10 protein-coding genes are annotated in these 12,844 nt (G+C 49.7%); 4 read left to right on the forward strand and 6 right to left on the reverse strand.

The genetic code is table 11. The features are described 5' to 3' along the window. From J1836_RS18560 to J1836_RS18575, 4 genes are all read left to right on the forward strand, one after another. Complete coding sequence (locus J1836_RS18560; protein ID WP_207252588.1) at nt 1-3,486, forward strand: tandem-95 repeat protein; 3,486 nt, start codon at nt 1-3, stop codon at nt 3,484-3,486. Nucleotides 3,487-3,702: 216 nt separating this feature from the next. Continuing rightward, nucleotides 3,703-3,942: a BrnT family toxin gene (locus J1836_RS18565; RefSeq protein ID WP_207252589.1), complete on the forward strand. Its 240-nt coding sequence runs from the start codon at nt 3,703-3,705 to the stop codon at nt 3,940-3,942. Beyond that, nucleotides 3,935-4,210 carry a BrnA antitoxin family protein gene (locus J1836_RS18570; RefSeq protein ID WP_207252590.1) on the forward strand — a complete coding sequence of 92 codons (276 nt, stop codon included), beginning with the start codon at nt 3,935-3,937 and terminating at the stop codon, nt 4,208-4,210. Before J1836_RS18565 ends, J1836_RS18570 begins: the two co-directional genes overlap by 8 nt. 67 nt (nt 4,211-4,277) lie before the next feature. Beyond that, nucleotides 4,278-4,631: an HVO_A0114 family putative DNA-binding protein gene (locus J1836_RS18575; protein ID WP_207252591.1), complete on the forward strand. Its 354-nt coding sequence runs from the start codon at nt 4,278-4,280 to the stop codon at nt 4,629-4,631. A 38-nt stretch (nt 4,632-4,669) separates the two neighbouring features. Here J1836_RS18575 and mnmH read toward each other — a convergent pair whose 3' ends face one another. The 6 genes from mnmH to gspD form a co-directional block, all read right to left on the reverse strand. After that, the gene (mnmH, locus tag J1836_RS18580) at nt 4,670-5,800 is read right to left on the reverse strand and encodes a tRNA 2-selenouridine(34) synthase MnmH (RefSeq protein WP_242632918.1); all 1,131 of its coding nucleotides are present in this window, start codon (nt 5,798-5,800) and stop codon (nt 4,670-4,672) included. Nucleotides 5,801-5,803: 3 nt separating this feature from the next. After that, nucleotides 5,804-6,844 (reverse strand): selenide, water dikinase SelD, encoded by a 1,041-nt coding sequence (gene selD, locus J1836_RS18585; RefSeq protein ID WP_207252592.1) that lies wholly within the window; start codon nt 6,842-6,844, stop codon nt 5,804-5,806. Nucleotides 6,845-6,884: 40 nt separating this feature from the next. After that, on the reverse strand, nt 6,885-7,871 hold the full coding sequence (locus J1836_RS18590) for a sugar transferase (protein ID WP_207252593.1): 987 nt from the start codon (nt 7,869-7,871) through the stop codon (nt 6,885-6,887). Between the two features lie 192 nt (nt 7,872-8,063). Continuing rightward, entirely contained in the window at nt 8,064-9,284 is a 1,221-nt protein-coding gene (gene gspF, locus J1836_RS18595) for a type II secretion system inner membrane protein GspF (RefSeq protein ID WP_207252594.1), read from the reverse strand. Nucleotides 9,285-9,286: 2 nt separating this feature from the next. Next, nucleotides 9,287-10,810 (reverse strand): type II secretion system ATPase GspE, encoded by a 1,524-nt coding sequence (gspE, locus tag J1836_RS18600; protein ID WP_207252595.1) that lies wholly within the window; start codon nt 10,808-10,810, stop codon nt 9,287-9,289. Further along, nucleotides 10,807-12,831 carry a type II secretion system secretin GspD gene (gene gspD, locus J1836_RS18605; RefSeq protein ID WP_207252596.1) on the reverse strand — a complete coding sequence of 675 codons (2,025 nt, stop codon included), beginning with the start codon at nt 12,829-12,831 and terminating at the stop codon, nt 10,807-10,809. Before gspD ends, gspE begins: the two co-directional genes overlap by 4 nt. Nucleotides 12,832-12,844: the final 13 nt, after the last annotated feature.

Raw genomic sequence — 12,844 nt, forward strand, 5'->3', positions numbered from 1 at the left:
ATGACTTCCTTATCTAAAGGTAATGGCGATTATTCGATGCCGTGGCTGGCTGTATTGCTGGTGTTTGTCTGGTTAGGCGTTTTCAATACAGTCATGGCGGCTGAAAATCAGCCCCCTAGCGCTACTGGGCAGGCGCTATCCACAAAAGAAGATACCAAGAAGAGCATCACGCTTAGTGGCAAAGACCCAGAGAAGAAAAAACTCACGTATGCGATTGTTAGTCAGCCATCGCATGGTACGTTGACGCTCAGTGGCAACAAGGCGACGTATGTGCCAACTAAAGATTATTTTAGCCCCGCAGGTTTGCCCGATAGTTTTACCTTCAAAGTAAATGATGGTTTGCTGGATTCTGCACCTGCGACAGTGGCGCTTAATGTAACGCCAGTGAATGACAAGCCTATTGCATTGGGCAGTAGTGCTATTGCTGTCAAAAACACTGTACAAGAAATTGTTCTATCAGCTACGGATGTTGAGAATGATGTGCTGTCTTATATTCCCGCGCCAAAAAGCAAAAAAGGGGGAGTAGTAGTGTTGAAAGCCAATAATCTTGTCAGTTATACCCCGAAGAAAGATTATCTAGGTGTAGACAGTTTTACATTTACTGTTAAAGATAGCCAAAAAGCGGTATCTACGGCAGCGACAATTACAGTTAATGTGGAAGAGGTCAAATGTTCATTGCCTGATCCGAAAGATGAAAATAACAATGTCATCAGAAATCTTACATGCGAAGACAAAGCACGATTGAATTATTTCGGTGTCAGGGTTGATCCGTGGTTACACCATCAAATGAATGCAGATTTTGATCAAACGGGTATCATTCTTGAGGAATATAGTGAGGAAGGAGTAAAGCGTGCTATTGATATTAATCCGATTATTTCTCAACTTCAGGCGTTTGATTCATTAATAAATGCTAAGGAAGCAGATGATGATGGTAAGTCTTTCGAAAAATATGGAAAATTAACCATGGCTTTTTTGAAAGAAGCACAAACGGTCATTAATAATAGTATTTATTTTGAGGGTGTTGGTGATGCGAAAGAAGCAGCTACTAGACTTAATATAACGGTCAGTTTCGTAGAGGCTATGATTGATACAGCTATAAAAGACTCAGCTTGTGTGGATTTTTTAGAAAAGAGAATCACAAAAGTTGGTTCATGTGTGACTGCTTTGTCATCCGCATTAAAATTGCTTCAGAAAACCCCCGGAATGGAAGCTGTTAAGTTTGTAGATTCCCAGAAAATGAGTACCTCTATTGAGACGTTTGTGAATCTTATGGGAGTGATGGGTGCGCTTTATGATTATAAAGAGGCATTTTCATCAAAAGAAAGACGAGAAGCTACGTGGGGACTTGCTGGCAGCATTGTAGCAGTTTTGCGAAATTCTATTAGTTTGTCGTATGCAGGTTCTGAAAGAACGGAAGGAATTCCTGCTAATGAAGCAGGTTATTGGATGGCATCAGCTTTAGATAATGTGGCAACCCCATTCATAACTATTGCTAAAAGTTGTGATGGTGTTTCTATAGAAACGGAAGAACTGCCGAAGTGTTTCTCCACGATGGCACAAGAAGTTGGTAAGCAAGCGCTTCGTACCACGATTGCCATTATGGGTAATGTCCAAATGATAAGAGCTATCAGCGACATGAATGAATCACTTGTTACTGCCGCAGTATTAAAAGAGTTTTTGTTGGCAGGTGCCGCGAATCATAAAGCCGTCTATGATAAGTATGGGATTTCATATGGTAATCGTTCTACGTTTCGTAGTAAGACTATAATGGAATATATTCAATTTGGTTTTTTAATAAAAGCTATCGGCAAGAAAGAATTTGGAGCTGAAGGAATGAGTTTTTATACACCTGCGTTATTTTGGGTGGTAAATAAACAAGCGTTTTCAATAGAGGATGTGCGTTCTTCGGTTGACTATTACTATTCTAGAATTGTTAACGAAACACCCGTGAGTTTTAATTCACCCGATATTTTCTTATTTTCGTCGAATGATGTACGTGGTGAAGCGGCTATTACCGTAGAGTTTAATGCAGCGGATATACGAGTAAAAAGAAGTTCTTTGGTTTGCTTTAACGAGGACAGTGATCATCCATCAGAAAATCCGTTGAAGCATCTATTGTACTTTGGTGATACACCCACGCGTGAATTCACCTTGAAATTTGCTCGTACTTCATCGTCTTGGTTAAGATGTAATCTTTATAGTGCAACAGGGATTTACCTTGGTAGTAAGTCTATGCCTATCAATATTGAGGGATACGATAACGACGGTGACGAAATGTTGGATCAATGGGAAATAGATAAGGGTTTTGATCCTAATAATCCTGCGGATGCAACCGAAGATAAGGATAACGATGGTTTGACTAATCTTGAGGAATTTCAGCACAACACCAATCCTAAAGAGTCGGATAGCGACGGTGATAATTTCACCGATAAGCAGGAATTGGATGCAGGTACTGATCCATTGGATGGAACGAAATACCCTAGCACGTTAACCGCGCCGAAAAATATCCGTGCGACTTCGGGTGACGGTAGTGTGACCTTATCATGGGATGCTGTTCCCAATGCTGAGAGTTATCGGATTTGCCTTGCTGGACAACATTCGGGTTCTGAAGGAACAATTAAAGTTTGTCGACCTAACGTACCGTGGGGCGATTATTCCAACTGGTGGGATGCGGTTTCATCGACTACGGCAACATTAAAAACATTACCTGATGGTAGTACGCCATTGGTAAATGGAACTACCTATACATTCCAAGTACTGGCTCAAGCCGCCGATGGCAGTAAAAGTCCTTTCAGCTCTGAAGTTAGTGCTACACCAGATGAAGGTGTTCCATCAGTTGTTCCGAGTCTCAAAATTCGCTTTGATCAAGCGTCATTGGATGAGTTAGGTGCTGACTTCTATGGTATGCACGAACTTATTAATGGACGTGATGGAGGGGCAGCCGTTAAGTTTTATGGAGTTAATAATCGCGGACATATTCGTATTCCCAATCGCCCTGAAATGAAATTCACTGATGCTGCTACCTTCGATATGTGGGTAAGAATAGATTCAAGAATTGGGATGGATGGATGGGGGCGCACTACTGAGCCCAGTTCAATGTCCTTACTTGCTAAGTCTCATGATAGGGATGGTGTAGCTATGTTAACGAGTATGACACCATCTATTGTCAATTCATGGTTTCAGACATTTGATCAATCTTGGAGTAATTCAAATTGTCAAATGGTGAAAGATGGTTCTAATGTGCCTCTTAATACTTGGTTCAGGATCACGATGGTTGCCTCATCTACAGAAGGTACTGCTAATTATATTAATAAAGAGCTAATGTACACTTGTCCTAATGCTAGACCAAGTTTTGCACGGTCGAACCAACAAGACTTGTATATTGGTAAGTTCAGGGATTATTGGTATCCCTTGGATGGCGCTATGCAGGATGTGAATATCTACCAGCAAGCCTTGACGACAGAGCAGGTGCAAGCATTACCTTGATGGTAAATCAAAGTGGATCAAACTCGATTTGATTGGAACAAATCAAAGGGTCGGACTGGATTGATTTTCCTTGCAACGGCTGTGCTGTACTGTCGATAAGCTGGTCTTGCCAGCAGGTAGCTACTTGCCCAGCAACGAAAAAGCCGGACGTGTTCCGACTTTTTCTTGCTGTGTTGAGTTGTTTCAATATCTGTATGTTGTATGTATAGTTGAAGCATGAGAATCGAATACGACCCACGCAAAGCCGCTTCTAACCTGAAAAAGCACAAAGTCAGTTTTGAGGAGGCAGTTGAAAGCCTGCACGACCCATTGGCGTGGGTAATTTCCGATCCCGATTGCGAAGCAGAGGAGCGTTATATCCTGATCGGAATGAGCAACAGCCGCCGGATTTTGTTGGTGATCTATGCGTATCGTGACGAAAAAGCCACCGCACGCGAGGCAGCACTTTATGCGTAACGAATACGATTTTAGCCAATCCAAACCCGCCAGCGAAATTCCCCACTTGGCAAAACTTCAGGCACAAGGCGGCAAAACCCGCATCACCATGTACGTGGACGACGACGTGCTGGCAGCCTTCCGCACCCAAGCAGAAGAGCAAGGCATCGGCTACCAGACTGCCATTAATCAGGTTTTGCGTGATTACCTACACCAAGGTGAATCGGCATTGGAAAGCCTGCTACGCAAAGTTATCCGTGAAGAGATGCAAACAAGGAGCGGGGTTTGAGAGCGAATAGTTGCGCCCTGTCTGTAAATTGGTCGTGCCAATCGGCGGTTGCTTGCTGGAGGGAATCATGAAAGCAATCATTGAAGTAGCGAAACGCGGTTCTGCTCTCCAAACGGTACGGCGACAACTCGCCGCCTCCCGCCAAGGGCAAACGCCTGATTTTTGGCTTTCATTTGAATCAGCCAGAACCCTGTTTACGGAACTGACTCCTGCACGGCTCGATCTGCTGGATACGCTCAGTAAACTGGGTTCATGCAGCGTTTACGCACTTGCCAAAGCCGCTGCCCGCAATTACTCCAACGTACACACTGATATTGTGCGGCTTGAAGAAATTGGGCTAGTTGAGCGCGGGGAGGATGGCACTATCCTAGTGCCTTTCACAGCGGTAGAGATACGGATGCCATTGGCTAAAGCTGCCTGACAGAAATCGTATTGGCGATGGACAAGATGTCATTACTATTAGCTGATGCCTTGAGCACGCAAATATTCACGCACCTCGGCTGGTGAACCCGTAAACACCAGCCGATCCTGTTTCTTGCTGATTTGGTAATCGTACATCGGGTCATAATAATCCAACAAAATGAAACGCACCCAATCGTAATGCGCGGTAGTCGACTGATCCCGCGCTTGCTGTTGCAAAGCACGCTCCATCATTTCCCGCGCTTGTTGGTAGCGAACGCCACCCAAACGGCGTTGCACCTTCGCCAAACTGCCGAGCAAATATGCACTGAATGCTGCAAAACCCGCTTCCACATCCCCGCCATTGACCGCGATAAAGGCCGCAGTATTTTCCACGACGTATTCCTGATAGCTAATTTCAACGCGCTCTTCATTAGGGACTTGCATCAAAATTAACGGTGCGCTGCTTAATGCTGCAAAGAATGTATCCGGCAGATGCACCGAGCCAATGGTACGGCTTTCATCTTCAAACACCAGTGTGGTTTGCCCTTGATGAAACTTGCGCAGTAATTGAATGGCAAGATCATTCTCAAAGCCAATTTGTGGTGGTTGTGGGGTCGGTTGTGTGCCGAATGCCGAACCACGGTGATTGGCGCAGGCTTCTAAGTCAATTTGCTGCTGAACGTCACGTAGAAAGCGTGTTTTACCCGAACCGGTACGTCCACTCAAAATCAGTGGGCGAATCAGGCTGGGCAAGCTTTCCAACTGCTCCCGCAAAAAACCGCGCATCGCTTTGTAGCCACCGTGAACACGCGGATAACGAATGCCCGTTTGCTCATACAACCATTGTTGCGACGTGCGTGAACGCAACCCGCCACGAAAACAATACAGCACGCCGTTTGGATTCTGTTCGGCAAAGCCTTGCCATGCGGCGACTCGTGCCGCTTTAATCTCCCCGCTCACCCGCTGCAAACCCAATTCAATGGCGGCATCTTGCCCTTGTTGCTTATAACGTGTGCCAATTTCGACACGATCGTCATCATCCATTAACGGCAGGTTGGTGCTGCACGGGAATGCACCCTCAAAGAATTCCACGGGGGCGCGGACATCTAATAGCGGCACGTCTTGCAAAAACAAGTTCAATAAATCGTCGATGACAGGTAAGTCTTTACCAGCGTTAAGCAGTGACATGGGTTATTCCATCGTAATGAGGGGGCTATCGGCAACGGGTTCGCGCAGGTAGCCAATCGGTTGTAAATCCAAGCCTGCTTGCTGGCACACGGCTAAGAATTCCGCTTCGCCTTCGGGAGCGAGTGCCACCAGCAAGCCACCGCTGGTTTGGGGATCACAAATGATTTGCTGCTGGCGTTCTGTCATTGCACCCAGTGCATAGCCGTAACTGTCGAAATTGCGTTTTGCCCCACCCGGTGAGCAATCCAGTTCCAGATATTGCGGGATGTGCGGTAACACTGGCACTTGATCGAACTGAATGACCGCTTGCAAGCCGCTGCCTTCGCACATTTCACGCAAATGCCCACCCAGTCCGAAGCCCGTGACGTCGGTGAGTGCGGTGATGGCTGGCATTTCGCCAAATTGTGCGCCGATGGTATTCATCTGGCACATAGTATCAATCGCAAGATTGCTGTGTTCTGGCAACAAAACTTTGCGTTTTTGCGCGGTGGTGAGGATGCCGATACCCAACGGTTTGGTCAGATACAGTTTGCATCCGGCTTGCGCGGTGCTGTTTTGCTTGAGGTGGCGGGTTTGCACAATACCCGTGACCGCCAAGCCGAAAATGGGTTCGGGTGCGTCGATACTGTGACCACCTGCCAGCGGAATGCCCGCATCTTGACAAGCTTTGCGCCCGCCTTCGACCACTTCACGCCCAACTTCCGGTGGCAATTTGTCGAGCGGCCAGCCGAAAATCGCAATCGCCATAATGGGTTTACCGCCCATGGCGTAGACATCGCTGATGGCATTGGTGGCGGCAATGCGCCCAAACGTGAACGGATCATCCACAATCGGCATGAAAAAATCGGTGGTGCTGATAACCGCTGTGCCATTGCCTAGATCGTAAACGGCAGCATCATCGCGGGAACTGTTGCCGACCAGCAAGGCATCGCAGACATCGGGCGGCAGTTGGCTGTGTAAGATGACATCAAGTACAGCGGGGGCAATTTTACAGCCACAGCCGGAGCCGTGGCTGTATTCGGTCATGCGGATGGGGGTTTCCATGTGCGGCAATCCTTGGCAAAGCAAAGGATGCGATGATACGTCAAACCCCTTGACCCGTCAGCACAACCCGCACGGTATCCAACAGAATCCGTAAATCCATCCACACACTTTGGTGTTTAATGTAGTAAATGTCATGGCGGTGCTTGTGCATCGCGTCTTCCACGGATGCGCCGTAGGTGTAGCGCACTTGCGCCAAACCCGTCACACCCGGTTTAACCGTATGGCGGAAGCGGTAAAACGGAATGTGTTGTTCCAAGTCGTGAATAAACACTTCGCGTTCAGGACGTGGGCCGACGATGGACATTTCACCCTTCAATACATTAAGCAGTTGTGGCAGTTCATCAATGCGGGTTTTGCGGATGAAATTCCCCACACGGGTAATGCGGCTGTCATTTTTAGATGCCCAGCGTGCGCCATCTTTTTCCGCATCCTGACACATTGAGCGAAATTTCAGGATATTGAACTCTTGGTTGAATAATCCAGTGCGGCGTTGTTGGAAGAAAATCGCGCCCGGTGATTCCAGTTTAATCGCCAACGCAGTTAATAACCAGATGGGTAAGGTCAGTGCTAATAATACTAAGGATACGCCCACGTCCAATAAACGTTTCTGCCATTGTTGTTGAGGGGACGCGCACTGGCGTTGTCGGTTATCGAGTAAGTAACCCGCATTGAGCAGCTCAATTTCGACAAAATTCAGGCGCTTATCTAAATGATCCAGCAAAGCTTCAACATGTGCGCCCACACTAGCAGCATTCACCAAAAAGTTGAGTTGGTGGTCACTGAGATCCGACAGTTTACAAAAGCACAGGGTTTTATTGCTGTAATCACGAATACCGTAGTGGTTCATGACGTGCGCAATATGATGGCGATTTAATACCTCAGTGATGGCTTTCACGTTTTGTGCGGAGGAATAGACGTATAAAAGTGTGGATAGCGTGGCGCTGTCTTTATTGACTGTATCGCGGTTTGTGTCCGTGAAAAACGACGTATCTGCCACCCGAAACGTGAGGTTGCTTGTATCTGACATGTTGTTTGCTCCACAAAAACCTTGCATGGGGACACTGCACTTCCCATGGGGTATTATTTTTAATATTGGACAGAAAATAATTCTGTGCTTGGTGTGGATACTATGCGACGGGCGTGCGCGTGCCTCAACGCCATAGCCTACGACCGAGGCTATTTAGCTGACGAAATGCTTAATCAGAAAAAATAATAGTGATCAGTGCATGATCTGCGACATGCCGCCCATGACGGGTAGCATGATAGAAAGGACAATTAACGTCACAATACCGCCCATCACCAAAATCAAGCCCGGTTCGAGTAGGCTTAGCATGGTGGCAATTTTGGCTTGGACTTCGCGCTCTTGCTGCACAGCAGCACGTTCCAGCATATCCGGCAATTTGCCGCTGCCTTCACCGCTGGCAATTAAGTAAACCATCATCGGCGGGAAATAGCCGGAACGTTCCAGTGCTTTGTGGATGGGCATTCCTTCGCGCACTTTTTCCGCTGCTTCCAGCACCGATTGGCGCATGGGGATATTGATGACGACTTCGGCAGAAATTTTCATCGCATCCAATACCGTCACGCCGCTGCTGCTGAGAATGCTGAAAGTGCGGGCAAAGTTTTCAGTATTAACACCACGGGTGATGCGTCCAATGACTGGTAGACGCAATACCAAACGGTGGAAGCGATGTTTCCATGTCGGGCGTTGCAGTAGCCAAACAATCCCGACAATCAGCAGGATAATGCTGATCAGCAATGCTAGCCCGTGGTTTTGCAGGAATTCACTGGCGGAAATCAGCATCCGCGTCAACAACGGCAATTCGATGTCGAGCGTGGCAAACGCTTCCACGACTTTGGGCACGACGAAGCGTAACAATGCCGACACTACGCCAATGGCAACCAGCAAGAGAATCATGGGGTAAGCGAGGGCCGTGGTAACTTTTTGCTGATTATGTTGGCGGTTTTCGGTGTAATCCGCGAGGCGTTCCAGTACTTCGGATAAATGCCCCGACTGTTCACCCGCGCCGACGGTGGCGCGATACAGCACGGGAAACGCACTAGGAAATTGCCCCAATGAACCCGCTAACGTGTGACCTTCCATCACGCGTGAGCGAATCGCGGAAAAAATGCGCCGCGAGGAATTGCGTTCGGTTTGACGTACCACCGCGCCCAAGGCTTCTTCAATCGGTGAACCAGCACGAATCAGCGTTGCCAATTGCCGCGTCATTAAGGCAAGGTCGGCAGGGTTTAAGCGTCCGCCACCAAACAACGAGCGACCTTCGGTCTTTTTCTGTTTTTGGGCAACTTCGTTGACTTCGAGCGGAATCAGGTCGCGGTTACGCAACAATTGCCGAACTTGCCGCGAGGTATCGGCTTCCAGAATGCCGCGTTCTTCTTTACCGGCAACATTGAGGGCGAGGTATTCAAAGGCTGGCACGGTTACGCATCCTCGCGGGTCACGCGCAGCACTTCATCCAAGGAGGTGCGCCCTTCCAGTACGAGGCGGATACCGTCTTCGCGGATGCTGGGGCTGTGTTGGCGGGCGTAGGCTTCGAGCTGCATCTCGCTTTTGCGGTCGTGAATCATTTGGCGCAAGCCGTCATCCAGTGCCACCAGTTCGTAGATACCGAGTCGCCCGACAAAGCCGCGATGGTTGCACGTAGGGCAGCCGACGGGTTTGTATAAAATTGGGCGCGGGGAACGGGTATCAGCGCGGAGGATAGTCATTTCGCCATCGTCCGCCGCTGCGGGTTGCTTGCATTCGGGGCAGAGGACACGCACCAGCCGTTGCGCAATGACCCCCAGCAAACTGGAGGCGAGCAAATACGGTTCGACACCCATGTCTTGCAAACGCGTGACCGCGCCGACGGCGGTATTGGTGTGCAGGGTGGAAAATACCAAATGCCCTGTCAAACTGGCTTGCACCGCGATTTCGGCGGTTTCCAAGTCGCGGATTTCACCGACCATGACCACATCTGGGTCTTGGCGCAAAATGGCGCGTAAGCCGCGTGCAAACGTCATATCCACTTTGGCGTTAACTTGGGTTTGCCCGATGCCGTCGATGTAGTATTCGATCGGGTCTTCCACCGTCAAAATATTACGGCGTTGGTCATTGAGGTGGGTAAGCCCCGCATACAGCGTGGTGGTTTTTCCCGAACCAGTGGGACCCGTGACCAGAATAATGCCGTGCGGCTTTTCGATCAGCAATTGCAGACGGTCGTAAATCTTCGGATCCATACCCAGATGCGACAGGTTCAAACGTCCGGCTTGCTTGTCGAGTAAGCGCAATACCACGCGTTCGGTGTGACCTGAAGGCAGGGTGGAAACGCGCACGTCCACACCGCGCCCCGCGACACGTAAGGAAATACGCCCGTCTTGCGGCAAGCGTTTTTCGGCAATGTCCAGCCGCGCCATGACTTTGATCCGCGAAATGATCACGGGGGCGAGTTTGCGCGGTGGTTCGATGATTTCGCGCAGAATGCCATCAACACGCATTCGCACCGACATACGCGTTTCAAACGTTTCGATGTGGATGTCGGATGCGCCTTCTTTAACCGCTTGCGTCAACAATGCGTTGATGAGGCGGATAATCGGCGCGTCGTCTTCGGATTCTAGCAAGTCTTCCGGTTCCGGCAGTGACCCTGCAATGTCTTGCAAATCGGCATCGTCGCCGATGTCCTGCATCATGGATGCGCCGACTTGGCTGCGGTCGTAATGCGCCGCGAGTAAGCGGTCGAAGGTGGCGTTATCGACGGATTGGAAGTGCAGGGCAGCATTGCTGAGGCGTTGCACTTCGGCAAGCGCTAGCGGCGTTACCCCCTGACGGCATAAGACTTGTGGGGGCTGACCGTTTTGCCCGTGACTTTGCAGCAAAATACCGTGACGCTTGGCAAAGCTATACGGCAAATTCAGCGGCGCAGCAACGGGTTCTTCGGTGAGGGCAATGGCGTTTTTCGCGCTCATAATGCCCCGTTACAGAAGGGGTCGGATTTATTGCACGCGTCTTTGGCGACTTTCTTCACCGCTGGTGCGGGTGGTGGTGGCGGCGGATTGTGCAAGCTGTCCGCCGTGCCATTGGTGACGCGGTTCATGTCGGGTGGCAGGGTAGAAGCACCACCATCCAAACGGTCGCGTTGCAACACTTTGCTGCGTTGCTGTTGCTGCTGCATGGTGTGGTATTTCATGCGGGTGTAGGCATCTGCGGATTGCCCGTCCGGCATAATGATGGGGTGGATGAACACCATCAGGTTGTTTTTGGTTTTGTTGGTGGTATTGCTGCGGAAGGCATTGCCTAACACGGGCAGATCACCCAAAAACGGTACTTTGCTTTCAGAATCGCGGTAGTTGTCTTCGATCAAGCCACCCAACACCAAAATCTGTCCATCTTCCACCATGACATTGGTGGTAATGCGGCGTTTGTTGGTGATCAAGTCGGAAGCACCCGCGCTGCTAGAAGCCACATTGGAAGTTTCTTGATCAATTTTGAGGTTGACCGTTTCACCCCGATTGATTTGCGGGGTGATTTTGAATTTCAAGCCGACATCTTTGCGTTCGATGGTGGTGAACGGGTTGGTAGTATCGTTGGCGGCATTGGTGGATTTGCCGGTAATGAACGGCACTTCCTGACCGACGGTGATTTCGGCTTCTTCATTATCCATCGTCACTAAGGTCGGGGTGGAGAGGATATTGGTGGCTGCATCGCCTTTGAGGGCCTCGACAATCGCGCCAAAGCTGTCGTTGCCGCCACCCAGCAATAAGCCATTGGCGATGTTGGGAATCGTGCTGGTTTTAATACCGCTGTAGAGTCCGGCAATCGTGCCCAAACCGCCAAAGTTGCTGTAGCCCACGCCATTGCTGCCGTTGGATACCAGTGATGCGCCGATTTTGTTGGAAAGGTCGGTGGACACTTCCGCAATCACGGCTTCGACCATGACTTGCGCCCGACGGCGGTCGAGTTGGTTAATCACCGACATCATGTTTTTTTGCAAGGTCGGCGGGCCGCTGATAATGATGGAATTGCTGCTTTTGTCCGCCAGCACTTTGACACCTGCTGAGGTTGCACTCGGTGCAGCGCCCGTGCCATCGGGTGATGCACCAGCACCACCTGCGGCAGCATTCATACTGGCATAGTCGTAATAGCTGCCTGCGCCGTAACGTTGCAGGTTGGGGGAAACGCCATTGAGGACATTCACCACATCTTCTGCTTTGGCATAGCGGAGTTGAATGACGCGGGTATCGCCTTCCTCGGCGCGTTTGACGTCCAATTTGACGATGGCTTTTTTCATGCGTTCGCGGGTTTGTTTGTCGCCGGAAATCAGCACGCTGTTGGTGCGTTCGTCCGCTGAGACTTTGCCGCCGGGTGGCATAATGCCTCCGCCACCGGCTGCGGCTGCGCCATTGCCACCCATCAGGGTTTGCAAGGTTTGCGCGACTTGGGAAGCCACCGCGTAATCAAGGGGTACTAGCTCAAAGTCTTCATTATTAGGCTTATCGACGCTGGCGATGACATCGAGCAAGCGTTCAATATTTTGCGCTTTGCCTTTGAGGACTAGAGAGTTGCTGGCTTGATTGGGGAGAATACTGGTTTCGCCTTGACCACTCAGCGGCATTAACGTTTGGATGGCGGTGGTGACGGGGATGTACTCAAGGTTGACGACTTGGGTAATGGTTTCATCCGCATCGCTTTCAGCGGCATTAGCAACCAAGGGTGCTACGTTAGAACGGGCTTTGCCGACGGGGACGATTTTGATCAAGTCACCGGACTCGACGGCTTCATAACCGTGGACTTGCAACACGGAAAGGAAGGCTTCATACAAGCCGTCTGGATCTAAGCCACGCCCAGAAACGAAGGTCACTTTGCCGCGCACTTGTTGGTCAACGATGAAATTTTTACCGGTTGATTTAGCGACAATGCCGATTAATTCGTGGATGTCGGTGTCCCGTAAATCAATGCTCGATGCAGCTTCTACCTGAAAGCTAGGCACGGCTGTCAATAAC

Source organism: Thiothrix fructosivorans (assembly GCF_017349355.1).
Classification (GTDB): Bacteria; Pseudomonadota; Gammaproteobacteria; order Thiotrichales; family Thiotrichaceae; genus Thiothrix; species Thiothrix fructosivorans.